This is a genomic window from Rhizobium sullae (assembly GCF_900169785.1).
Taxonomy (GTDB): Bacteria; Pseudomonadota; Alphaproteobacteria; order Rhizobiales; family Rhizobiaceae; genus Rhizobium; species Rhizobium sullae.
Genome location: NZ_FWER01000001.1, coordinates 323804 through 348526, shown reverse-complemented (window position 1 = coordinate 348526; position 24723 = coordinate 323804). Strand labels below are relative to the sequence as shown.

At 58.9% G+C, this 24723-nt stretch carries 20 protein-coding genes, 1 tRNA gene and 2 rRNA genes; 20 read left to right on the top strand and 3 right to left on the bottom strand.

The features are described 5' to 3' along the window. The 3 genes from BN1800_RS01795 to BN1800_RS01785 form a co-directional block, all read left to right on the top strand. Positions 1-2951, top strand: a 23S ribosomal RNA gene (locus BN1800_RS01795); the annotation flags it as partial. Between the two features lie 121 nt (positions 2952-3072). Further along, positions 3073-3187, top strand: a 5S ribosomal RNA gene (gene rrf / locus BN1800_RS01790). Between the two features lie 113 nt (positions 3188-3300). Next, positions 3301-3377 (top strand) — tRNA-Met (locus BN1800_RS01785). Positions 3378-3611: 234 nt separating this feature from the next. Here the strand turns inward: BN1800_RS01785 and BN1800_RS01780 are convergent. Then, the gene (locus BN1800_RS01780; RefSeq protein WP_086993852.1) at positions 3612-4097 is read right to left on the bottom strand and encodes an Lrp/AsnC family transcriptional regulator; all 486 of its coding nucleotides are present in this window, start codon (positions 4095-4097) and stop codon (positions 3612-3614) included. A 171-nt stretch (positions 4098-4268) separates the two neighbouring features. On the opposite strand from BN1800_RS01780, the gene BN1800_RS01775 reads away from it, so the two are divergent. The 11 genes from BN1800_RS01775 (at position 4269) to BN1800_RS01725 (ending at position 14368) form a co-directional block, all read left to right on the top strand. Continuing rightward, positions 4269-5048, top strand: a complete 780-nt coding sequence (locus BN1800_RS01775) for an ABC transporter ATP-binding protein (RefSeq protein WP_086993849.1) — start codon at positions 4269-4271, stop codon at positions 5046-5048. A gap of 44 nt (positions 5049-5092) precedes the next feature. Then, positions 5093-5866 carry a transporter substrate-binding domain-containing protein gene (locus tag BN1800_RS01770; protein WP_086993845.1) on the top strand — a complete coding sequence of 258 codons (774 nt, stop codon included), beginning with the start codon at positions 5093-5095 and terminating at the stop codon, positions 5864-5866. A 12-nt stretch (positions 5867-5878) separates the two neighbouring features. Continuing rightward, positions 5879-6619 carry an ABC transporter permease gene (locus BN1800_RS01765; RefSeq protein ID WP_086993842.1) on the top strand — a complete coding sequence of 247 codons (741 nt, stop codon included), beginning with the start codon at positions 5879-5881 and terminating at the stop codon, positions 6617-6619. Then, positions 6616-7305 (top strand): ABC transporter permease, encoded by a 690-nt coding sequence (locus BN1800_RS01760; protein WP_086993840.1) that lies wholly within the window; start codon positions 6616-6618, stop codon positions 7303-7305. The genes BN1800_RS01765 and BN1800_RS01760 overlap by 4 nt, the downstream gene beginning before the upstream one ends. Positions 7306-7498: 193 nt before the next feature. Continuing rightward, a complete protein-coding gene (locus BN1800_RS01755) occupies positions 7499-8407 on the top strand; it encodes a homocysteine S-methyltransferase family protein (RefSeq protein ID WP_086993921.1) in 909 nt (302 codons plus the stop codon). A 727-nt stretch (positions 8408-9134) separates the two neighbouring features. Beyond that, positions 9135-9353 carry a hypothetical protein gene (locus tag BN1800_RS01750; protein ID WP_086993837.1) on the top strand — a complete coding sequence of 73 codons (219 nt, stop codon included), beginning with the start codon at positions 9135-9137 and terminating at the stop codon, positions 9351-9353. Positions 9354-9536: 183 nt separating this feature from the next. Beyond that, positions 9537-10199 (top strand): response regulator transcription factor, encoded by a 663-nt coding sequence (locus BN1800_RS01745; protein WP_179213734.1) that lies wholly within the window; start codon positions 9537-9539, stop codon positions 10197-10199. Between the two features lie 530 nt (positions 10200-10729). Beyond that, positions 10730-11014, top strand: coding sequence for a hypothetical protein (locus BN1800_RS01740; protein WP_143533865.1), 285 nt, complete (start codon positions 10730-10732; stop codon positions 11012-11014). Between the two features lie 86 nt (positions 11015-11100). After that, positions 11101-12432 carry an efflux RND transporter periplasmic adaptor subunit gene (locus BN1800_RS01735; protein WP_086993828.1) on the top strand — a complete coding sequence of 444 codons (1332 nt, stop codon included), beginning with the start codon at positions 11101-11103 and terminating at the stop codon, positions 12430-12432. Further along, positions 12429-13142 (top strand): ABC transporter ATP-binding protein, encoded by a 714-nt coding sequence (locus BN1800_RS01730; RefSeq protein WP_086993825.1) that lies wholly within the window; start codon positions 12429-12431, stop codon positions 13140-13142. Before BN1800_RS01735 ends, BN1800_RS01730 begins: the two co-directional genes overlap by 4 nt. Next, complete coding sequence (locus BN1800_RS01725) at positions 13139-14368, top strand: ABC transporter permease (RefSeq protein ID WP_086993822.1); 1230 nt, start codon at positions 13139-13141, stop codon at positions 14366-14368. Before BN1800_RS01730 ends, BN1800_RS01725 begins: the two co-directional genes overlap by 4 nt. A gap of 124 nt (positions 14369-14492) precedes the next feature. On the opposite strand, the gene BN1800_RS01720 is transcribed toward BN1800_RS01725, so the two are convergent. Beyond that, entirely contained in the window at positions 14493-14957 is a 465-nt protein-coding gene (locus BN1800_RS01720) for an Lrp/AsnC family transcriptional regulator (protein WP_086993819.1), read from the bottom strand. A 158-nt stretch (positions 14958-15115) separates the two neighbouring features. On the opposite strand from BN1800_RS01720, the gene BN1800_RS01715 reads away from it, so the two are divergent. Both BN1800_RS01715 and BN1800_RS01710 read left to right on the top strand, forming a co-directional pair. After that, positions 15116-16129, top strand: coding sequence for a 1-aminocyclopropane-1-carboxylate deaminase (locus BN1800_RS01715; protein ID WP_027511977.1), 1014 nt, complete (start codon positions 15116-15118; stop codon positions 16127-16129). A 201-nt stretch (positions 16130-16330) separates the two neighbouring features. Further along, the gene (locus tag BN1800_RS01710) at positions 16331-18649 is read left to right on the top strand and encodes a transketolase-like TK C-terminal-containing protein (protein WP_086993920.1); all 2319 of its coding nucleotides are present in this window, start codon (positions 16331-16333) and stop codon (positions 18647-18649) included. 53 nt (positions 18650-18702) lie between these two features. Here BN1800_RS01710 and BN1800_RS01705 read toward each other — a convergent pair whose 3' ends face one another. Next, complete coding sequence (locus tag BN1800_RS01705; RefSeq protein WP_179213733.1) at positions 18703-19380, bottom strand: GntR family transcriptional regulator; 678 nt, start codon at positions 19378-19380, stop codon at positions 18703-18705. A gap of 177 nt (positions 19381-19557) precedes the next feature. On the opposite strand from BN1800_RS01705, the gene BN1800_RS01700 reads away from it, so the two are divergent. The 4 genes from BN1800_RS01700 (at position 19558) to BN1800_RS01685 (ending at position 24715) form a co-directional block, all read left to right on the top strand. Beyond that, on the top strand, positions 19558-21075 hold the full coding sequence (locus BN1800_RS01700; protein WP_086993817.1) for an ABC transporter substrate-binding protein: 1518 nt from the start codon (positions 19558-19560) through the stop codon (positions 21073-21075). A 163-nt stretch (positions 21076-21238) separates the two neighbouring features. Then, complete coding sequence (locus BN1800_RS01695; RefSeq protein WP_086993814.1) at positions 21239-22156, top strand: ABC transporter permease; 918 nt, start codon at positions 21239-21241, stop codon at positions 22154-22156. A 1-nt stretch (position 22157) separates the two neighbouring features. Further along, complete coding sequence (locus BN1800_RS01690) at positions 22158-23060, top strand: ABC transporter permease (RefSeq protein WP_086993811.1); 903 nt, start codon at positions 22158-22160, stop codon at positions 23058-23060. Next, positions 23060-24715, top strand: coding sequence for a dipeptide ABC transporter ATP-binding protein (locus tag BN1800_RS01685; protein WP_086993807.1), 1656 nt, complete (start codon positions 23060-23062; stop codon positions 24713-24715). The genes BN1800_RS01690 and BN1800_RS01685 overlap by 1 nt, the downstream gene beginning before the upstream one ends. Positions 24716-24723 lie beyond the last annotated feature (8 nt).

Sequence of the window (24723 nt, the reverse complement as noted above, 5' to 3'; positions counted from 1 at the left end):
GAGCTTTGATCCATGGATCTCCGAATGGGGAAACCCACCTTAAGATACTTGGGAAATCATTTTGGTTGTCGGATCTTCGATCCGACTTTTGACGGCGAACGATCGCCGACGGCCTATCGGCCTGTATGGGTGCCTTGCTCGATGTTCGGGTTTGGCAGCAATACAGGGCGGTCGCGCGTCGCCGGTCGTCCGGCGCGCTCACGCAGCGCTGCACGGAACGTGCGGGACAAGCGTGAGTGAGAACCGAAATGGTTTCCAAGTATCGATAATAAGGTATCTTCACCTGAATAAAATAGGGTGTAAGAAGCGAACGCAGGGAACTGAAACATCTAAGTACCTGCAGGAAAGGACATCAACCGAGACTCCGCAAGTAGTNAGAAGCGAACGCAGGGAACTGAAACATCTAAGTACCTGCAGGAAAGGACATCAACCGAGACTCCGCAAGTAGTGGCGAGCGAACGCGGACCAGGCCAGTGGCAATTGAAGTTAAAGCGGAACATTCTGGAAAGTTTGGCCGTAGCGGGTGACAGCCCCGTACGCGTAGATACTTTGATTGTCCTAGAGTAGGGCGGGACACGAGAAATCCTGTCTGAACATGGGGAGACCACTCTCCAAGCCTAAGTACTCGTGCATGACCGATAGCGAACAAGTACCGTGAGGGAAAGGTGAAAAGCACCCCGACAAGGGGAGTGAAATAGAACCTGAAACCGGATGCCTACAAACAGTCGGAGCCTGAAAGGGTGACGGCGTACCTTTTGTATAATGGGTCAACGACTTAGTGTAACAAGCAAGCTTAAGCCGGTAGGTGTAGGCGCAGCGAAAGCGAGTCTGAATAGGGCGATTTAGTTTGTTGCATTAGACCCGAAACCGAGTGATCTAGCCATGAGCAGGTTGAAGGTTGGGTAACACCAACTGGAGGACCGAACCCGCATCTGTTGCAATAGATTGGGATGACTTGTGGCTAGGGGTGAAAGGCCAATCAAACTCGGAAATAGCTGGTTCTCCGCGAAATCTATTTAGGTAGAGCGTCGATCGAATACCCCCGGGGGTAGAGCACTGGATGGGCTATGGGGACTCACCGTCTTACTGATCCTAACCAAACTCCGAATACCGGGGAGTACTAATCGGCAGACACACGGCGGGTGCTAACGTCCGTCGTGAAAAGGGCAACAACCCTGACCTCCAGCTAAGGTCCCCAAGTCATGGCTAAGTGGGAAAGGATGTGAGGATCCCAAAACAACCAGGATGTTGGCTTAGAAGCAGCCATCATTTAAAGAAAGCGTAACAGCTCACTGGTCTAAATAAGGGTCTTTGCGCCGAAAATGTAACGGGGCTGAAGCCATGCACCGAAGCTGAGGATGTGTAGCAATACACGTGGTAGCGGAGCGTTCCGTAAGCCTGTGAAGGGACAGTCGTGAGACATCCTGGAGGTATCGGAAGTGCGAATGTTGACATGAGTAACGATAAAGAGGGTGAGAGACCCTCTCGCCGAAAGACCAAGGGTTCCTGCTTAAAGTTAATCTGAGCAGGGTTAGCCGGCCCCTAAGACGAGGCGGACACGCGTAGTCGATGGGAACCACGTTAATATTCGTGGGCCTGGTGGTAGTGACGGATTGCTCAACTTGTAAGGTCTTATTGGATTGATCTTGCAGGGACGCGGTTCCAGGAAACAGCTCCACCGTATAGACCGTACCCGAAACCGACACAGGTGGTCAGGTAGAGTATACCAAGGCGCTTGAGAGAACTATGTTGAAGGAACTCGGCAAATTGCACGCGTAACTTCGGAAGAAGCGTGACCCCATTTTACGCAAGTGAGATGGGGTGGCACAGACCAGGGGGTAGCGACTGTTTATCAAAAACACAGGGCTCTGCGAAGTCGCAAGACGACGTATAGGGTCTGACGCCTGCCCGGTGCTGGAAGGTTAAAGGGAGAGGTGCAAGCTTTGAACTGAAGCCCCAGTAAACGGCGGCCGTAACTATAACGGTCCTAAGGTAGCGAAATTCCTTGTCGGGTAAGTTCCGACCTGCACGAATGGCGTAACGACTTCCCCGCTGTCTCCAACATAGACTCAGTGAAATTGAATTCCCCGTGAAGATGCGGGGTTCCTGCGGTCAGACGGAAAGACCCCGTGCACCTTTACTATAGCTTTACACTGGCATTCGTGTCGGCATGTGTAGGATAGGTGGTAGGCTTTGAAGCGGGGACGCCAGTTTCCGTGGAGCCATCCTTGAAATACCACCCTTATCGTCATGGATGTCTAACCGCGGTCCGTTATCCGGATCCGGGACAGTGTATGGTGGGTAGTTTGACTGGGGCGGTCGCCTCCGAAAGAGTAACGGAGGCGCGCGATGGTGGGCTCAGACCGGTCGGAAATCGGTCGTCGAGTGCAATGGCATAAGCCCGCCTGACTGCGAGACTGACAAGTCGAGCAGAGACGAAAGTCGGTCATAGTGATCCGGTGGTCCCGCGTGGAAGGGCCATCGCTCAACGGATAAAAGGTACGCCGGGGATAACAGGCTGATGACCCCCAAGAGTCCATATCGACGGGGTTGTTTGGCACCTCGATGTCGGCTCATCGCATCCTGGGGCTGGAGCAGGTCCCAAGGGTTTGGCTGTTCGCCAATTAAAGCGGTACGTGAGCTGGGTTCAGAACGTCGTGAGACAGTTCGGTCCCTATCTGCCGTGGGTGTAGGAATATTGACAGGATCTGTCCCTAGTACGAGAGGACCGGGATGGACATATCTCTGGTGGACCTGTTGTCCTGCCAAGGGCATAGCAGGGTAGCTACATATGGAAGGGATAACCGCTGAAGGCATCTAAGCGGGAAACCCACCTGAAAACGAGTGTTCCCTATCAGAGCCGTGGAAGACGACCACGTTGATAGGCCGGGTGTGGAAGTGCAGCAATGCATGAAGCTTACCGGTACTAATAGCTCGATCGGCTTGATCGTTCTCATTGACCATGCTCATCAACGCGCCAAAGGCGCCGATGACCATCGATACGTGTTCAAAACAAAACACGAGTGACAAATCACTCCTGTACCAGCTTCTCAATTAGTTGCGCTTCGCTGACCTGGTGGTTATGGCGGGGTGGCTGCACCCGTTCCCATTCCGAACACGGCCGTGAAACGCCCCAGCGCCCATGGTACTTCGTCTCAAGACGCGGGAGAGTCGGTCGCTGCCAGGTCTGCAAAACGCAACTAACAATCTTCTCAACACCAAACTAACGGCCCTAAGCCAAGCAAAACGGGCCGCCCTCAAAGCGGTCCGTTCCGCTTTGAACAAAGAACAGAAATATAACGCGGGGTGGAGCAGCCCGGTAGCTCGTCAGGCTCATAACCTGAAGGCCGCAGGTTCAAATCCTGCCCCCGCAACCAAAATTTACGAGCTATACCAACAAGAAAGCCCTCCCATCGTGGAGGGCTTTCTTGCGTTTAATGCCAAGCACACGGCTAGCATTGGATCCTTCCGGCATCACCGCGCGCAAGCCTCGGCGGGTGGTCGGCGGCCGGGCACTTCAACGCCATCGATGACGAAGACCGGTCTCGACGTCATGGATTTAGATCTGGCCTCCGACGCCGAGGCGCTCAAGCATCTGCCGCTCTGGTCGCCTATCTGCTTGGATCATCGCAACCGCTCAGCGGAACCAACAGGCCTAGCTTGACGTCCCTCAGCACTACATTGGTATGCATGCGCCGGATCTGCGGGTTTTCCTTCATGATCAGGGCCGCGATATCGTCGTAATGTTCGACATCGCGGGCCGTGACAATGGCGATCAGGTCCACCGCTCCGGTCACATAGTAAACCTGTTGGATGTGATCCTGCTTTTCCACCCAGAGGCGGAACTTCGCGAGTGCATCGTAGTTGTCACGCTCGATCTCCAATCCGGCGATGAACACCATCGGCGTGCCCGTCGCCTTGCGATCGACGACGGCTACTTCCGCTTTGATGATGCCGTCCTCGCGTAGGCGTTTCAGCCGCCTCTGCACCGCCGAGGTCGAAAGCCCGACCTTTTCGGCGATGGTTTCCGCTGTCAGCTGACAATTGCGCTGAATGATGTCGAGAATGTCGCGATCAAAGGCATCCAGTCTTTCCATCCCTGTTCCTCCATTTCGGCGGCGAAATTACCCGGCGATACGGACGTTATGTCATATTAAATGCATCAGAAATAGATTTCTGCACTATATATGCAAAACAATCATAATTTGCGCGTAAAAACCGCGTCCATCCGCGATATTCTCCGAACATTATTTGGACCGGTACCGCGCATGACAGAATCGTCTCCCCAGGCACTTCGTGTGGATGATCTTCACAAGAGCTATGGCCCACATGAAGTCCTCAAGGGCATTTCGACAACGGCCCGTAAAGGCGACGTGATTTCGATCATCGGTTCCTCGGGCTCCGGGAAGAGCACATTCCTGCGCTGCATCAATTTGCTGGAGATGCCCGATCGGGGCCGCATCGTCGTGAACGGCGAGGAAATTATCTTGAAACGCAGCCGCAGCGGGAAGATGCAGCCGATGAACCGGCGGCAGGTCGAGCGGCTGCGCACCGGCCTTGGCATGGTTTTCCAGAACTTCAATCTTTGGGCACATCGCACCGTTCTTGAGAACATCATCGAAGCGCCGGTCCATGTCATGGGCGTTGACCGTCGCGAGGCGGTCGAGAAGGCCGAAGCACTGCTCAACAAGGTTGGGCTTTATGAAAAGCGCGACGCCTATCCCGCGTTTCTTTCCGGCGGTCAGCAGCAGCGCGCCGCCATTGCCCGTGCACTTTGCGTCGATCCAGCAGTCATGCTCTTCGACGAGCCGACCTCCGCACTCGATCCCGAGTTGGTCGGAGAGGTACTCAAGGTCATTCGCGACCTTGCGGAGGAGGGCCGCACCATGCTGCTCGTCACCCATGAGATGCGCTTTGCCCGCGACGTCTCCAGCCACGTTCTCTTCCTGCGTCAGGGACGGATCGAGGAGGAGGGTCCGCCTCAACAGATTTTCGACGCCCCTTTGAGTGCCCGCTGCCGGGAATTCACCGGCATGCTTACGCATTGATGCACCGCTTCATGACAGACAATCCAAACAGGAGAATTCCACGAATGAAACTGCTCGCCCTGCTTCTCGCCGGCACCACGCTTGCTCTTTCCGCTATCACGGCTCAGGCCGAGGTCCGCTTCGGCATTATGAACGAATCGTACCCACCCTTCTTCGCCAAGGATGCCTCCGGTGAGTGGCAAGGGTGGGAAATCGACTTGATGAATGCCGTCTGCGACGAGATGAAGGAGAAATGCTCGATCGTCGAGCTCTCCTGGGACGGGCTCATTCCGGCCTTGCAAAGCAAGAAGTTCGACGTCATCTGGTCGTCGATGTCGAACACCGCAGAGCGCTCGAAGGTCATCGACTTCACCGACAAGTACTACAACACCCCGAGCACCCTGATCGGCCCAATGGACCAGAAGCCGGGTGCTGCGGCCGATGACGTCAAGGACAAAACCATCGGCATTCAGGTCTCGACCATTCAGTCGGACTATTACAAGAAGTATTTTGCCGATGTCGCCGACGAGAAGACTTATCAGACGCTTGACGAGGCATTCCAGGATCTCGCCGCGGGCCGCATCGACTATGTGTTCGGCGATTCGCTTGCCCTTGATGCCTTCCTCAAGAGTGACGCCGGCAAGGACTGCTGCGCGAAGATGGGCGACGTTGCCGACGACAAAGTGATTCTCGGGGCTGGCGTTTCCGGCGGCCTGCGCAAGGAGGATACCGAGCTCAAGGCAAAGCTGAACGCCGCGATCGCTGCCGTGCGTGCCAACGACAAATACGACGAAATCACCAAGAAGTATTTCGACTTCGACATCTATGGCGCAAAGTAAGCGACCCAATCGATGGCTGATGCCCCACAAGGTGTTCTAGATCTCCTCTCCCCCTATCCGCCCGGATGGGGTGGAACCCTGCTTATGGGCGCCGCCTCCACGATCGCCATCTCCGTCGGCGCATTCCTGATCGGCCTGCTGCTCGGGACAGGAGGCGCGTTTGGCAAGCTTTCCGGCAACAGGCCGCTCGGCCTGCTGCTCAGTCTCTATACGACAGCTATCCGCGCCATTCCGGAACTGATTTTGATCGTCGGGCTCTATTATGCGGGAATGGACGGCCTCAACCGGCTCCTGACCGCGGTCAATCTGCCTGCGATCGAAGTGAACGGCTTCGTCGTCGCCGTCGCCGTGCTCGGTTTCGTGCAGGGCGCCTACGTGACGGAAGTGCTGCGCGGCGCGATCCTCGCCATCCCCGTTGGCCAGATCGACGCAGCCAAGGCCTTCGGCATGGGGCCGATGCTGCGTTTCCGCCGCGTCATCCTGCCGGCGTTATTGCCAAATGCCCTGCCGGGCCTTGCCAATCTGTGGATGTCGATCACGAAGGACAGCGCGCTGGTTGCAGTTGTCGGCTATCAGGAACTGGCGCTCGCCACTCGCCTGGCCGGCGCGAGCACCAAGCATTACTTCATCTTCTTCCTGGCATCGGCCCTTCTCTATCTTGCCATCACGCTCGTCTCCAACATCGTCTTCAACCTGATCGAGCGTCATGTGCGGCGCGGACAGCCGAAGCCTCATGAGGAGCACACGGCATGACCTTCTCATGGATAGTCTCCTATTGGCCGCTTCTGTTGGCAGGCGCCGGGCAGACGGTGCTGCTGCTGGTGATCTCGGTCGCCCTCGGCTTCGTCGTCGCGATCGGCCTCGCCTTTGCGCAGGTGAGCGGCGGTCCGCTGACGCAATATCTCGCTCGCGGCTACTGCACCTTTTTCCGCGGCACACCTCTGCTCATCCAACTCTGGCTCCTCTATTACGGTGTCGGTGCGCTGCTGCCTATGATCCCCGGCCTTCGCCTGAGCCTGTTCTGGCCGATCCTGCGTGAGGGCTTCTTCTTCGCGGCGGTGAGCTTTACGCTAAACTATGCCGCCTACGAGGCAGAGGTGCTGCGCGGAGCGCTGCTCGCAGTACCGAAGGGCGAGTTGGAAGCCGGCCGAGCGTTCGGCATGCGGCCCTTCACGCTGATCCGGCGCATCTGGCTGCCCCGCGCCATTCGCATCGCATTGCCGACAATCGGTGGTGAAATCGTCATGCAGCTCAAAGCGACGCCGCTCGCATTCACCGTCACAGTGATGGATCTCTACGCGGTGGCGAGCAAGGTGCGCCAGGACACGCTGCTCGTCTATGAGCCGCTGATCGTCGTTACCGTCTTCTATCTCATTCTTACGGCGATCATCGCCCACGCCTTTCGTCGTCTTGAGGCGCAAGTGCCGTCACGACGCTGACTTCGATTGGGGAATGAACGGTCATGACGTCACACCTATCCGAACGGTTTCGCCATGCTGGCAGAAATGAATGCATGAAGGCCATCCGCCGGAGGCTCTTGCGGTTGCCGATCGGCTCGAGACCGCGGCCTCCATCACCGCCAACCGCGACCAGGCTTTGCCGCCTCTTGATTCCCTTTACGGAGACCCATCCATGAGCAGACTGTGCATTCTCGACGGCGGCATGAGCCGCGAACTTCTGCGCCTCGGTGCCGAACTGAAGCAGCCGGAATGGTCGGCACTGGCGCTAGTCAATTCGCCAGACATTGTCCGAAAGGTCCACGAAGAATTCATCGCCGCCGGCTCGGACGTCGTCACTACCAACAGCTATGCGCTGGTGCCTTTCCACATTGGCGAGGAGCGGTTTCAGAGGGTAGGGGCGGCGCTTACCGCGCTCTCGGGCAAATTGGCACGCCAAGCCGCCGATGCCGTCAAGGATCGGAAAGTACTGGTTGCTGGTTCGCTGCCGCCAATCTTCGGGTCCTACGAACCCCAAAACTTTGATCCTTTGCGGGTCCAGGACTATCTCAAGGTGCTAGTTGAACAGCTCAATCCCTTCGTGGACGTGTGGCTTGGAGAAACCCTCAGCCTGATCGCCGAGGGCGAGGCTGTGCGCACTGCAGTCGCCGCAAACGGGAAGCCGTTCTGGATTTCGTTCACGCTGGCCGATGACGAGGCACAGGTAAGAGGAGGTGAACCGAAGCTGCGTTCCGGCGAGCGGGTCGACGATGCGGCGAATTGGGCAGCTTCGTCCGGGGCGCATGCGCTCTTGTTCAACTGCAGCAAGCCAGAAGTCATGCGGGCGGCGGTCGAAACAGGGTCTCGTGTATTCAAGGACAGGGGCTCCACGGTAGAGATCGGTGTCTATGCCAATGCCTTCGAAGGGGAGCAAAATGATTCCGGCGCCAATGAGGGTCTCCATACCACCCGCAATGATCTGAACGATGATACTTATTCGCGCTTTGCCTGCTCTTGGGCGGAGGCTGGTGCAACGATAATCGGCGGCTGTTGCGGCATTGGCGCCGGGCATATCCATCGCCTCAAGAAGACCCTGTTGGGGTGAAGCTATATGTCAGGACCATCGTCATTGCCGTCGACCTCCTGCGCCTTGGCGAAGACGCGATCAGGCCGTGTACCTGCAGGTTGCCGGCTGATGGCCGGGCGTCTTGCCGATCACCACCTTCTGGATGAGGTGGAGGACGATAGACGATGGGCGTCAACTGCCGCTTGGCATCCTCATTGTTGCCTCTGCGCGTCATGAGCATGGGATCAAGCCAGTTCACACATCAGAATCGGCCGATAATTCGGATTAGAGCGGTGGTTCTTAGGCTGAGGCCAGCGCCAGAGGTGGCCTCTTTCCAGCGCCAATACAGTCCCAGTCTGGCTGACAAGGGAGAACGACATGCTTCAGAATTTTCTGGAAATTCAGTTTATTACGGATGGCAACACCAGAAAGTCTTTCAGTTGAAGAAAATTGGATTGCGGCAATATAGTAAGACCGCTAAAATAAGTAACAGCTAATATATATTACCGCGACGATATGGTAACGCTAATTTAGTTGCCGATTATGAATCAGGGGGCTAGAGGGGAGGCGCCGCGAGGTCCACTCAGGGTCGGTTGGCGCGCTTGTGGAAAAATGTTGCACATCCAGAAGAGCGCCAGGAGGTACGGTCTTATATTTCGGCCCCCGTGCCGCATATCCCGCAAGCCTTGTTTAACAGTTACCCCGGTACGTGGTGTCGAGGACGCGTGCCCCGACGGGATAGACCACGCAAATAGGGAGGACGGCAATGGCGATTACCTTTATTCTCAACGAGGAGACCGTCAACGACCAGACCACTGGGCTACCAACCGCCAACAGCGACCACGGCTTTACCGACACGGATGTGGCGTACTCCTCCCCTGCAGGCTTCGTTCGGACCTATCTCGATACGAGTCTTGGGTTGAGCCTCACCTTCCCGACCAGCGTCACCAAAGGGGGGAGGGCGCCATGGCACGCATGCCAATGATCTTGACCATCGCGTCGTTGTCGCTCTTTGCGTTCGCTTCGACCGCTGTTCTTGCAGTGTCGTCGTCTCAGCAGGAGTGCGAGGCCGTAGACGCTACGTTCATCGGCACAAAGGTGTGCTTATCTGAAGCGAATGTCGGAATCGGGCAGCACGCCCTCCTGTTCCATTCCTGAGGGAAATCAGATGGCCACGCTGGTAATCGCCAACCATCACGAGATCGTAAGTGCCGGGCTCGGGGCCCTTTTGCAAGCGGGCGGCCATCACGTTGTCGCGTGCTGCTCGCACGAAGATGATCTCCTGTTTTCCGTAGAAGCCTATCGCCCGGACATTGTCGCGCTGGCGGAAAACGTCGCGGGACAGGAGGCTGCGACAACGGTGTCGCGACTTCGGACCCGCCACCGCTCTGTGGCGATCATCTTCCTGCTTGATGAGCGGGAGGCGATTACGGCCGCGGATCTGCTGAGCCTCGACGTGGAGGGGATTCTGTCGAACGCGGCCTGCGCCACGAGCGTCGTCGACTGCGTCGACAGCGTGCACCACGGCCGCAAGTGGATCGACCCCGACCTCTTGCACCATCTCGCGATGGCGGAACGGCGCTCACAGAATGTGAACTGCCTGACGTCGCAGGAAGCTGTCGTCGCCCACCTCGTATCGCGAGGTTTGCACAACAAGGAAATCGCCCGCGAACTCCAGCTGTGCGAAGGCACCGTGAAGATGCACTTGCATCATATCTACGAGAAGCTTCACCTCGGCGGCAGAACGCAGCTTGCGCTATCGATGGCTGGAGTATGCGCGCAGATTGATGAAGCCCCCCCGCCGCGAAACCGATTAACCGATTGGTCTTGATTCCGCGGCTGGCTCGTCGACCAGGCACAACTGCAGAACTTGGCTAAGCTCGCTGTCATTTCCGGACAGCCGCTTCGCGGCTTCCGCTTATGATGACGGAGAGATTTTCCGCAAACCTTATCGCTTCTGCGCCGCCGGCATCCGTAAGCACGTCTGCAACGGTGGGGTTTCCCGTGCGTGCTGCCCCTCGGCGTATCCATCGATTACTATCGAAAGAAACCTCAAACACTATCCAAGTGCATATAGACGCGCGCGCCTGTCCGTCCGAATATAAGAGGTCTTCCCTTGCGGCTACTGGAGAAAGGTACTCGCGCAAAAGAACCATTGCTTGTGCCGTGGCTCCGAGCGTCTGTGCTGCTCGCCTTTCCTTGTCCGAGAAAGATGACGCTGCGGGATTGTGGGGCGAGGATGCCGGCGGTCACGAGTGGGGGTGAGATCGGCGGCTGCTCGGAATAGAGCCGGGCGCATCCGCCATAGCCGGGCGCATCCGCCATAGATGGCGCATCCGCCATAAATGGGGAGTTAAGCAGATGACGAAGACAACAATGTTACTCGCCGCTTCGATGTTCGCAGCAGCCACTGGAACGGCCTTTGCTGCTTGGGAACCGGCACTAATTAATACGACGACAAATACGATATTCCAGGCAGAGACTGCAGGCAAAAGCGGCAATGTGAAAGCATGCTTCCAACAAACGGTGACTGTCAATACTTTCCAGTGGACGCATACTCAGACTGGAAACACCCGCGGAACGTTTGATGAGACGACTGTAAGCGACCAGGTGCAGGTCGATAATAGCCTCTGCGAACCAGCGTAGGGACACAACGTAAGAACCCCGACGAGCGAACCGTATAAATCGCCCCTCCCGAATTTCGGGAGGGCATCTCATAGGGACGAACGAGTATGCGCAGATGGGTCTTACTGGGCGCTTTCGTCTCGATTGGGTCATTATTCGCTGCCGCGCTGGCGCTCAACGCAGCCAGCAGCAGGCGGACAGGCGAGCAGCAGTCGGGGGTTCACGCAAGACTTGCGGCGGAAGTCTCTCCGGAGTGGATCGCCGGCCAGTTGTCGGCGATCCTTTCGGCGATCCTTTCGCAAGCCACGTCGCAAGTCACGGCCATCGCCGTATCCGCTACCTGGGCGAGTGATCCTTCGCCGAGGCAAGAAAGCGTCTACCGTTTCGCCGCCATCGAGCGCGGGGATCTTATTTCCGCTGTCACCGCCACCGGCCAACTCGCGCCTGTTGCCACGGTGACCGTCAGTACGCAGATTTCCGGACAGATCGACCAGATCTTCGCGGATTTCAACGCACCCGTCCGCCGCGGCGATGTCATCGCCACCTTTGATGCGATCTCTTTCGAGACCGCCGTCGTGCAGGCTGGTGCCGAGGTTGGCATGGCCAACGCCGCGCTTCTGAAGGCGAACGTCGCTGCGAAGGAAGCGGCAGCGGTATTCGAGCGCAGCGACAGCCTCCTCAACCACGGTGCCGGCTCCCTGGCCGACCGCAACAAGGCGGAAGCGGTGAAGCAATTGGGGGGCGCGCAATTGCTTGAAGCACGCTCGATGGTACAGCGCGCCGAAGCGGCGCTGAAACAAGCCCAAACCAATCTGGAACGCACCCGCATCCGCTCGCCCGTCGATGGGGTCGTGGTCGACAGAAGCATCGAAGTCGGCCAGATTGTCGCTGCGAGCCTGCAGGCGCCGACGCTGTTCACCATCGCGCAGGATCTGCGCGACATGCAGGTCAACATGTCAATCGATGAGTCGGCGATCGGCCGCATCAGCCCCGGACTTCGCGTCGAGTTCACCGTCGATGCCTATCCTGGGCGGAGCTTCGCGGGCCGCGTAGAGCAGGTACGTCTTTCACCCACCACATCGGAGAATGTTGTTACCTACACTGTTGTCGTAAAGGCTCCGAATCCCGACCTCGTGCTGCTGCCGGGCATGACGGCAACCGCTCGCATCATCGTCACCGAGCGTAACGACGTACTCAAGACGCCTGCTGCCGCCATGCGCTTCCGGCAGTCAGCGCCACCTGTACCGGACGCTGCTGTGCTGTGGCTCGAAAAGGACGGCGAGCTACAACCCGTCAACGTGAAGCTGGGCGTGACAGACGGCGACATGATCGAGATCATCGGCGAGGCACTTGCGCCGGGAGACCAGGTTGCGGTCGGCGTTCGTCCGGTCGTGCGCAAGGAGTCATCCGCCAAGCGCCTCATTGGGGTGTTCCAATGACGTCGCTCATTGCAACCTCGCGGCTATCGCGACGATATCCCATCGGAGACATCGATATAGACGCGCTAGTCGACATCTCCCTCTGCGTGGAGCAGGGCGAAGCGCTAGCAATTATGGGCCCGTCCGGCTCCGGCAAGTCGACCCTGCTGAATGTGTTGGGCTGCCTCGACCCGCCGTCCTCGGGCTCCTACATGCTTGACGGAACCGACGTCAGCGGTCTGTCCATGTCGCAGATGGCGGCCCTGCGCAGGCACCTGTTCGGCTTCGTCTTCCAGAACTTCAACCTGCTGGCGCGCGCGACGTCGTTCGAGAACATTGAACTACCCTTGATCTATGCCGGCGGCTGGAGCCGCGCGGCCCGGCGCGAACGCGTCATGCAGCTGCTCGAACTCGTCGGCCTGGATGACCGCGCCCATCACCTTCCCTCGCAGTTGTCGGGTGGCCAGCAGCAGCGGGTTGCGATTGCCCGTGCGCTGGCCAATAAGCCGAAAATTATCATGGCCGACGAGCCGACGGGCGCGCTAGACACGGCGGTGAGCCAAACGATCATGACGATGCTCCAGGAGATCAACGCCTCGGGTGTGACCCTGCTGCTCGTCACGCATGACCCGGCGGTCGCCTCCGCCATGCGCCGCATTGTCACGCTAACGGATGGGCGGGTTATCTCTGATGCGTCATCAGCGGTTGGGCAAGTCGGGGCGGCCCAATGAGAAACGTCCTCAATGTCCGGGAGGCCTGGCGCGCAATCCGTGCCAATGCCCTCCGTAGCGTCCTGACGACGTTGGGCGTCGTCTTTGGCGTCGCGTCGGTGATTGTCATGATTGCGATCGGGGCCGGCACGCAGCAGAGAATTAAGGAGGACATTGAAAAGCTTGGCCCGAACACGTTCACTATCAACCCCGCTTCCACTTTCGTCAGCGGTGTCAGTACCGGCGCCGGCAGGAGACTGTCGCTCACAGACGAGGACGCGGTTGCGATCGCCCGCGAGTTCACGCACATCAAAGCCGCGCCTATTGTCCGAGTGCGGGCGCAGATGGTGCACGGCGGCGCGAATTGGTCGAGTTGGGTCCTTGGGGTTACAGGCGATTTTTTCAACGTTAAGGATTGGGACATCGCTAGCGGCCGGTCATTCGGTTTCGATGAAGTGGACGCCGGCGCTAAAGTCGCCATCCTCGGCAATACGGTTACGACTGAGCTATTTTCCGATGCTGATCCGGTAGGTCTCGACATTCGCGTCAATCATCTGAGTTTCCGAGTCATCGGCGTACTTGAATCAAAAGGCGAGACGGTTGACGGCTCGGACCTCGATGACATCGTCCTCGTACCCCTCAAGACTGCGCGCAATTATTTGCTCGGCCGCCGAGGTGGTCGGTCACAGTCCGTGAGCGCCATTGCCATCAAGGTCGAGCCCGACATCGCTTTGGAGCCAGCAAAAGGCGATATCCGTCAAGCTCTGCGCTATCGCCACCGTTTGGCCGTCGGGCAGGACGACAGTTTCCGCGTCACCGACATGACTGAGTTCCGAAAGCTGCAGGAGGCGTCCTCGTCGGCACTAACGATCCTACTCGCTTCTGTTGCCTCGATCTCGCTGCTGACCGGAGGTATCGGCATCATGAACATCATGCTCGTGTCGGTGGTCGAGCGTACGCGCGAGATCGGCATTCGCGCCGCCATCGGAGCCGCACCGAAGGATATCCTGTCACAATTTCTCGTCGAAGCCGTGACGCTCTCGATGCTCGGCGCGATGATCGGCATCTTGTTAGGGATCACGGGCGCGACCGTCGCCGACAGTGTATTCAATGTGCGTACGGCGTTGAGGATCGAGCCCATCTTGCTGGCAAGCGGCTTTGCGGCTCTGGTTGGTATCTCGTTCGGATTTTATCCGGCGCTCAAGGCGTCTCGACTACCACCGATTGAGGCCTTGCGTTACGAATAGGCCCTATTCAAGTTCATGTTCATTCGCCGCCCAACGTATTCAACCGGTGGCCACTTGACCTTAGTTCGATCCAGCATCTGAGCCCGACATTCTCCCGGCCTGGTCCAGGGCGGGAAAGCATTTGTCAAAAGTTCAGCGGAGCATTGTCCACCACTTCCTTCATCACGAAGAAGGTGCGGGTCTGGCGCACGCCGGGCAGGGCGATCAATTGCGTGCCATGGATGCGGTTAAAATCCGCCATGTCGCGCACGCGGATCTTCAGGAAGTAATCGAAATCGCCCGCAACCAGATTGCAATCCAGCACGAAGTTCAGCTTGGCGACCGCCTTTTCAAAGGCGCCGAAGCTTTCCGGCGTCGAGCGATCTAGCACAACGCCGACCATAACCAGCGCACCGCGGTCGACCTTCTGCGGCTCGACCATTGCTCTGACCGACTGGATATAGCCCTCTTCGAAAAGCCGCTGCGTGCGGCGATGGCAGGTTGCGGCGCTGACATCGACCATCTGCGCCAATTCGGCATTGCTGAGCCGGCCGTTGTTTTGCAGCAGGCGGAGCATTTTCAGGTCGATGCGGTCCAATTCCGGGGCCATGAAAGAATCATCCGAAAATTAATATAAGAATGAAAGCTATCGCCCATCTATTCGATGTTCTAGTGCGAAACCGGAAATATCGAACGCAACTTTGAGAGCACCTTTCATGCGTGTGATGGTAGCGTTTCCCCGTGTCATAACAAGCAGAAGGGGATCCCATGCTGGAGAAGTTCGAGCGCTATCCGCTCACATTCGGACAAACCCATATCGAAAAGCTGGAACGGCTATCCGAACATCTCGGCGGCAAGGTCGAGCTTTATGCCAAGCGCGAGGATTGCAATTCAGGTCTGGCCTTCGGTGGCAACAAACTTCGCAAGCTCGAATACATCATCCCCGATGCGATTGCTTCCAATGCCGACACGCTGGTCTCGATCGGCGGCGTGCAGTCAAACCATACGCGCATGATCGCCGCGGTCGCGGCCAAGATCGGCTTCAAGTGCCGGCTTGTGCAGGAAAGCTGGGTACCGCACGAAGATGCCGTCTATGACCGCGTCGGCAATATTCTGCTGAGCCGCATCATGGGTGCGGATGTGCAGATGGTGGACGAGGGCTTCGATATCGGCATCCGCCAGAGCTGGGAGGAGGCCATCGAGGACGTGAAGGCCAAGGGCGGCAAGCCTTATCCGATCCCGGCCGGCGCTTCCGTGCACAAATATGGTGGTCTCGGCTATGTCGGCTTTGCCGAGGAAGTCCGGGCCCAGGAAGCCGAACTCGGCTTCAAGTTCGACTATATCGTCGTCTGCACGGTGACGGGTTCCACGCATGCCGGCATGACGGTTGGCTTTGCCAAGGATGGCCGCGAGCGCAATGTCATCGGCATCGACGCTTCCTTCACGCCGACTCAGACCAAGGCCCAGGTGCTGGAGATTGCCCAGCGCACCGCCGAACTGGTCGACCTTGGCCGGGACCTGACATTGGACGATATCATCCTGATCGAGGATTATGCCTACCCGGTCTATGGCGTGCCCTCCGACGAGACCAAGGACGCCATCCGGCTCTGCGCCCGTCTCGAAGGCATGATCACCGACCCGGTTTATGAGGGCAAGTCGATGCAGGGCATGATCGACCTGGTCAAGAAGGGTTACTTCCCGGAAGGCTCCAAGGTGCTTTACGCCCATCTCGGCGGCGCACCGGCCATCAACGGCTATGCCTACACGTTCCGCAACGGCTGACGTCCTGCCAAAGCCACCCGGCGGAAAGATCATCCGGCCGGGTGTAGCAGACATGGGAACGGGATCCGAACAGAGCAAAGCGAGAAGCCGCCGGCGGATCCTCATCAGGCATGAACGCGTGACTGGGAGACGACCGTGACAAGCACCGATATCGCAATTCTGAAATCCATCGAGAAGCAGGTCCTATGGCTTGCCTGCTGGATGATCCACAGTGCCAATCACCTGCGTGAAAAGGGCGAAGTCAAGGTCGGCGGACATCAGGCCTCGTCGGCCTCGATGGCCTCCCTCCTGACGGCGCTCTATTGTCACGTGCTGCGGCCGGAAGATCGCGTCGCGGTCAAGCCGCATGCCTCGCCGGTATTTCATGCCATCCAGTATCTGATGGGCAACCAGAACCGTGACAAGCTCGAGAATTTCCGTGGCTTCGGCGGCGCGCAATCCTATCCGAGCCGCACCAAGGATATTGACGATGTCGATTTCTCCACCGGTTCGGTCGGTCTCGGCGTGGCCGTCACGGCCTTTGCCTCGATGGTGCAGGATTACATTGCCGCCAGACCCTGGGCGCAGAAGCGTCCGCTCGGGCGAATGATCGCCCTGGTCGGCGATGCCGAACTGGACGAAGGCAATGTCTACGAGTGCCTGCAGGAAGGCTGGAAGCACGATCTGCGCAATACCTGGTGGGTCATCGACTACAATCGCCAGAGCCTCGATGGCGTGGTGCGCGAAGGTCTATGGCAGCGCATCGAGGCCATTTTCAAGGCCTTCGGCTGGGATGTCGTCATCGCCAAATACGGTGCGCTGCAGAAGGCCGCTTTTGGCGAGCCGGGTGGATCGCGCCTGAAGGACTGGATCGACGCCTGCCCGAACCAGCTCTACGCGGCGTTGACCTTCCAGGGCGGTGCCGCCTGGCGACGTCGGCTGCTCGACGAGATCGGCGACCGGCGCGATGTGGCGGCGCTGATCGAGCGCCGGTCCGATGCCGAACTGGCCGAACTGATGAACGATCTGGGCGGCCATTGCCTGGAAACGCTGACCGAGGTGTTCGACAGTGTCGATCACGACCGGCCGACGGTCTTCCTGGCTTATACGATCAAAGGCTGGGGCACACCGCTCGCCGGCCACAAGGACAATCATGCCGGGCTGATGACAACGAGCCAGATGGCAGATTTCCAGGCGGCAATGCAGGTTGCGCCCGGAACGGAATGGGACCCGTTTTCGACCATTGTCGATAGCCATAGCGTAAAGGCTTTCCTTGCCGATGTGCCGTTCTTCGAGGCGGGGCCGCGACGTTTCAAGGCGGAACGGATCGCGACAGAGGGTCCGGTTCAGCTGCAGGATCGCGTTCTGTCTACCCAGGCCGGCTTCGGCAAGATCCTCGATGCATTGGCCAAAACCCACACCGCACTCGCCGCCCGCATCGTGACCACCGCCCCAGATGTCACCGTCTCCACCAATCTCGGCCCCTGGGTCAACCGGCGTGGCCTGTTTGCGCGCGATGCGCGGGCCGATACGTTTCGCGACGAGCGGGTGCCGTCCGCGCAGAAATGGCATTTCTCGCCGGAGGGCCAGCATATCGAACTCGGCATTGCCGAGATGAACCTCTTCCTGCTTCTGGCCGCCTGCGGTCTCTCCCATTCCCTGTTCGGCGAGCGCCTGCTGCCGGTTGGCGCGGTTTATGATCCCTTCATCTCCCGCGGTCTCGATGCCTTGAACTATGCCTGCTACCAGGATGCCCGTTTCATGATCATCGGCACGCCGTCCGGCATCACGTTGGCGTCAGAGGGCGGCGCGCATCAGTCGATCGCCACGCCGCTGATCGGCATCAGCCAGGACGGGCTGGCGAGTTTCGAGCCGGCCTTCCTCGATGAACTCGCAATCATCATGGACTGGTCTTTCGATTACATGCAGCGCGATGGTGACGGACAGCCGGACGAGCGCACTTGGCTGCGCGACGAGACGGGCGGCTCCGTCTATCTGCGGCTGACGACGCGGCCGCTCGAGCAGCCGGCGCCGCGCAGCGATCCGCGCTTCCGTCAAGGCGTCATCGATGGCGGTTATTGGCTGAAGCCGCCCGGGCCGAATGCCGATGTCGTCCTGGTCTACCAAGGCTGCATCGCACCGGAAGTGATCGCGGCGGCCGGGCTGCTCGGCGAAAGCCGGCGGGAAATCGGTGTGCTGGCCGTGACCTCTGCCGATCGTCTCAACGCCGGCTGGACTGCGGCCCAAAGGGCGCGACGCCGGGGCGTCAATCGAGCGTCCGGTCATGTCGAGACGTTGCTCGCCGGCCTTCCTTCCCATTGCACCCTTGTCACTGTCACCGATGGACATCCCGCAGGGCTTGCCTGGCTCGGTGCCGTTCACGGCCATCGGACTTTACCGCTCGGGGTCGAGCATTTCGGCCAGACCGGCACGGTGCAGGATCTCTATCGCCACTACGGCATCGACAAGGCGGGGATCGTCAGGACGATATCCGGCCTGACCCGGGGTGCTGCAGTGTCCGAGCTTCTGCTGTTCCCATGATGTTCAATGGCGTAGATCCCCGACTTTGGCGTCAGGTCTCACGAGGCCTGGCATCAGGCGCTATCTCGCGCACCGTTCATGGATTGGCGGTATTCTTCGTAGATACTGCCCTGGACACGGATATGGTCACGCATCACGGAATCGGCGCGCGCCGCATCGCCCGCTTCGAGCGCCAGCAGGACTTCGCGATGTTCGATCATCGACTGCGACAGGCGGTCGCCGAAGGAAAGCTGGGCCTGTCGGAAGGGCTTGAGGCGCTTGTGCAGGCTACGGGCTTCTTCAGCCAGGAAGCCATTGCCGGACGCTTCGTAGATCATCGTGTGAAACGTGGCGTTTTCGACATAGTAGCGCTTATAATCTTGCGCCTGAAGGGCTGCTTCGCAGGCAGAGGCGGCCTGACGCAGAAGCAGCAGTTGGGCCTTGGTGATGCGGCCGGCGGCAAGCCGGGCACACCAGGCTTCGACCTCGGCCATCACTTCGAACATTTCCACAAGACGGGTGAAATCCGGCTGGCGCACGAAGGCGCCACGATTGGGAATGAGTTCTACCAGTCCGGTTGCGGACAGAAGGCGCAGAGCTTCGCGCAGCGGCGTGCGCGATACACCGAAGTCGCGCGCGAGGCGCATTTCGTCGAGCCGCTCGCCATCTTTGAAATGACCTTCGGCGATCAGCGTCTCGATGCGCTCATACAGCACATCGGCTGTCGGCGGTTTTGATGTGGGCAAATTCATATCGGTCCTCCACGCGCATTGTGGTGCGAGGTGCGGGATTTGGCAAGCGAGACGTATGCAACCTTTAGAATAAGTACGCAATTGGATAATGTTGTATACAAACATCTGAAAACGAGTACAATAACGCCATTCACTGCAAAAGCCTAAAAAATAGGCGAATCGAAAAAGGGAACGAGAATGAAACTGACAAAGACTGCGGCTGTGGCCGCTCTCCTGCCCGCATTCCTGTTTGCAAGCGCCGCCTGGGCCGGCAAGGCGGACGACACGGTCTCCATCGCTTTTGCGAAGGAACTCGAACATGTCGATCCCTATTTCAACACGGCGCGCGAGGGCATCCTGCTCGGAAATGCCGTCTGGGACGGCCTTCTCTACCGCGATCCGGCAACCGGCGAATATGTCGGCAATCTGGCAACCGGTTGGAACTGGGTGGATTCCACGACGCTGGACCTGACGCTGCGCGAAGGCGTCAAGTTCCACAATGGCGAGGCCTTTGATGCCGATGACGTCGTCTATACGCTGAATTTCACCGTCGATCCGAAGAATGGCACGAAGAACAAGGTGGCGACGGGCTGGATCAAGCAGGTCGAAAAGGTCGATCAGTTCAAGGTACGCATCATCACAAATGGGCCGTTCCCGGCCGCGCTCGAATATCTGGCCGGCCCGGTCATCATTCATCCCGATGAATATTACAAAGCCGTCGGCCCGGCCGGCGTTGCCACCAAACCGATCGGCACAGGTCCTTACAAATTCGAGGCTGTCGAACCCGGCAAACATTTCGTGCTGAAGCGCAACGAGGATTATTTTGCAGCCGCCAAGCCGAAAGCCAAGGTAGGCACCATCGATATACGCACCATTCCGGACATCAACACGCAGATGGCGGAACTTTTCAATGGCACGATCGATCTCGTCTGGCAGGTGCCTTCCGACCAGGCCGACAAGATGGCCGGCCAGGACAGCTTCCAGGTGATCAATGCCCCGACCATGCGCGTCGGCTATCTGTCGCTCGATGCGGCTGGCCGCTCACGCGACAAGAACCCATTGACGGATGTCAAGGTGCGGCAGGCGATTTACCACGCGATCAACCGCGACGGTATCGTCGAGGCGCTGATGAAGGGCACGACGGAAGTGATCAACAGCGCCTGCTCGCCCAGCCAGTTCGGCTGCGACAAGGCCGTCGCGACCTATGCCTACGATCCGGCAAAGGCCAAGGCGCTGCTGGCGGAAGCCAGCTATCCCGACGGTTTTGAGATTGAATTCTATGCCTATCGTGACCGGCCTCTGGCCGAAGCGATGATTGGCATGTTGGCCGAAATCGGCATCAAGGCCAACCTTAACTATATGCAATACGCGGCGCTGCGCGAAAAGCGCATCAAGGAAGGCGTCCCGATCTCCTTCTTGACCTGGGGCTCCAACTCGATTGCCGATGTCTCGGCGATCACCAGCGAATTCTTCACCATGGGCGGCGAAGATGACGCGCGCGACAAGAACCTGTCCGATCTGCTGGAGAAGGCCGATTCCTCCATCGATTCGGCCGAGCGCAAGAGGCTCTACACGCAGGCGCTCTCAGTGATCGCCGACAAGGCCTATTGGGTGCCGCTGTGGAATTATTCCACCAACTACGTCATGAGCGGCGACATTTCCTTCATGCCGACGCCGGACGAACTGGTCCGCTTCTACGAGATCGGCTGGAAGTGACATCCGCACCCCCGGGCCGGAACGTCGCTTGCTAGCGGCCCGACCTGGGTTTGAGCTTCTTGTTTTCGAGGCATGTCGTGATCGCAAAACCGCTGCACACCTTGGGAGAATGCATTGGCCGGGTGTCGCCACGGCACGACACCGCCTGCTTTGAGGGTTTCAGATGTTGAAATTTGTCCTGACCAAGATTGGCATGGCGGCGCTGGTTGCGCTGACTGTCTCTTTCATCAGTTTCATTCTTCTGTTCATGGCCGGCGATCCCGCCATCGCCATTGCCGGAGAGGGGGCTTCCGGAGAGGTGATCGCGGCGATCCGCAGCCAATACGGTTTCGACCGGCCGTTGCTCGTTCAATATGTCGACTGGCTGATGCGCGCACTCTCCGGTGATTTCGGCATGAGCTATTATTTCAAGACCCCCGTCTCAGGCATGATCGCCGAACGGCTACCGGTCACCATGACCATTGGTTTCCTTGGCATGAGCTTCGCCCTGCTGCTGGCCATTCCCGTGGGCGTTCTTGCCGCCGCCTTTCCCAATACGCTGATCGACCGGCTGGCGCTCGGCATTGCTGTTGTCGGACAGGCGATCCCGAGCTTCTGGTTCGGCCTCATCCTGATCGTTGTCTTCTCGGTCAATCTCGGATGGGTGCCGGCCTCCGGAACGCGGCAATGGACCGGCTATATCCTGCCGATGATCGTGCTCGGGTACTACGCGACGCCGGCTATCATGCGGTTGACACGGGCCGGCATGCTGGAAGTGCTGTCCGCCGACTACATCCGTACAGCAAGAGCCAAGGGCATCAAGCCTCGGCGGGTTCTGTTCAAGCATGCGCTGCGCAATGCCATCATCCCGGTCGTTAGCCTGGCCGCCGTGCAACTCGGCTTCATGTTCGGCGGGTCGGTCGTCGTGGAAACCATTTTTGCGCTGCATGGAGCGGGCTTCCTGGCTTGGGAATCGATCTCCCGCAACGATCTGCCGACCATGCAAGCGCTCATCCTGATCTTCGCGATGTTCTATATCGTCTTCACCTTCCTGGCCGATGTCTTGAACGCATGGCTCGACCCCCGCCTGAGGACTGCCTGACATGAGCGATACGTCCCAAACAATCAGCCTTGGTGCTCCCGCGGCCTTGCCGGCGCCATCTCGTGTGCTCGCCCGCAAGGCCCTGAAACATCGCGGTTTCATGGTCGGCTTCCTGATCTTGCTGTTCGTTGGCCTCGTCGCGCTTTTCGCGCCGCTGATCGCCCCATACGATCCTTACAAGCAAGATCTTCTGGCGCGGCTGGCTCCGCCGGTCTTTCTGGGCGGAGATTGGAAGCACCTGCTCGGCACCGATGCGCTGGGCCGGGACTACCTGTCGCGGCTGATCTACGGCGCTCGCGTCTCGCTACTGATCGGCTTTACCGCGGCTCTCATCTCCGCCGTGATAGGCACTACACTCGGTGTTCTTGGCGGCTATTTCGGCGGCAAGGTCGACGCGGCGGTGATGTTCATCGTCTCGGTGCGGCTGGCTTTGCCGGCAACGCTGGTGGCGCTGGCCGTGGTGGCGCTGTTCGGCGGATCGTTGACCGTCGTCGTTTCGGTGCTCGGACTGCTGCTCTGGGACCGTTTTGCGGTGGTGCTGCGTAGCGCCACCATGCAGGTGCGGCAGATGGACTACATCGCGGCGGCTGAAGTGCTGGGCGCCAGCCTGCCACGCATCCTGTTCAAGGATGTGCTGCCGAATGTGATGAATGCGCTGATCGTCATCGTCACGCTCGAAATGGCCCATGCCATTATCCTGGAAGCGGCGTTGTCCTTCCTCGGGCTCGGCGTTCAGCCGCCAACCCCATCCTGGGGGCTGATGATCTCCGAAGGCAAGGAAATGCTGCTGTTCGAGAGCTGGCTGATCACCATTCCCGGTATCGCCCTGTTCATCCTGGTCTTTTCAATCAACATGCTGGGCGACGGCATTCGCGACGTGACCGCGCCGGAGGGCAGAAACTGATGACCCACCCTGCCACGCCCGTCCTATCGATCCGCAACCTGACCATCGACCTGCCGAAGGGCGGCGATCGCCCGCATGCCGTCAGCGACCTGTCGCTCGATATCCACGAGAAGGAAATCCTCTGCATCGTCGGGGAATCCGGTTCCGGAAAATCGATCACATCCTTTGCCGCCATGGGTCTCTTGCCAAAAATCCTGAAGCCGTCGTCAGGCGAAATTCTCTTTGAAGGTCGCGATGTGCTGAAGCTCTCCGAGGCCGAGCATGCCCGCCTGCGCGGCAGCCGCATGGGTATGATCTTCCAGGAGCCCATGAGTGCGCTCAATCCGTGTTATACGGTCGGCGACCAGATCGAGGAAGTCTTCGAGGCGCATACGCACATATCCAGTGCCGAGCGCCGGGCTCGCACATTGGCTCTTCTTAAGGAAGTGCGTCTTCCCGACCCCGAACGCCTCTATCATGCCTATCCGCATCAACTGTCGGGCGGCCAGCGCCAGCGCATCGTCATCGCCATTGCGCTCGCCATGGAGCCGCGCCTGCTGATCGCCGACGAACCGACGACGGCGCTCGATGTGACGACGCAGGCGCAGATCCTCGACATGTTCAAGGCGCTGAAGGAAAGCCGCAAGGCAGGCATCCTGTTCGTCACCCATGATTTCGACGTGGTGGCCGAACTGGCCGATCGTGTATTGGTGATGCAGAAGGGCGTGGTCGTTGAGCAGGGCACCGCCGAACAGGTGCTCAACAGCCCGAGCCATCCCTATACACGCATGCTGATCGATGCGGTGCCGAAACGCCATGGCATCAAGGGCAAACCTGATACGTCTGCGCCGATCGCGCTCAGGGTCGCAGGCATTGAAAAGACCTATTCGACCGCCCGCACGCTGTTCAAGCCGGCCCGCAAGGTGCATGCCGTCAAGCCGACGGACTTTACCGTTCTGGAAGGCCAGACGCTTGGCATCGTCGGAGAATCCGGCTCCGGCAAGACGACGCTGGTGCGTTGCCTGATGGGGCTTGTCGAGCCAGACGAGGGGTCCGTCTGGATCGGCAATTTGAGGTTGGAAACGACCACGGCCGCCGGCCGGCGCAATTTCAGAAAACATATCCAGATCGTCTTTCAGGACCCCTATGGGTCGCTCAATCCGCGCCGCAAGATTGGCGACCTGCTGGTCGAGGGGCCGGTCAATTTCGGCGTGCCGCGCAAACAGGCCATGGAGAAGGCACGAGCGCTTTTGAAGATCGTCCGACTCGAGGAGGATGCGCTCGATCGGTATCCGGCGCAGTTTTCCGGTGGCCAGCGCCAGCGCATTTCGATTGCCCGCGCCCTGATGGTCGAGCCGAAAATCCTGATCGCCGATGAAGCGGTGTCGGCGCTCGACGTTTCCGTGCAGAAGGACGTGCTGAAGCTGCTCGACGACATCCGCAAGGCCGTCGGTCTGACCGTCATTTTCATCACCCACGATCTGCGGGTGGCGGCCGAAATTTCCGACCATATTCTCGTCATGTCGAAAGGCGAGGTGGTGGAATATGGCGTGGTCGACGACGTCTTCGGCAAACCGCAACATTCCTATACGCGCCAACTGCTTGCCGCCATGCCCGGCCGCGGCTGGGAAGCGCCAGATATGGCAGCGCTTGGCCCTGCCGACGCAGCGAGGTAAATGCATCC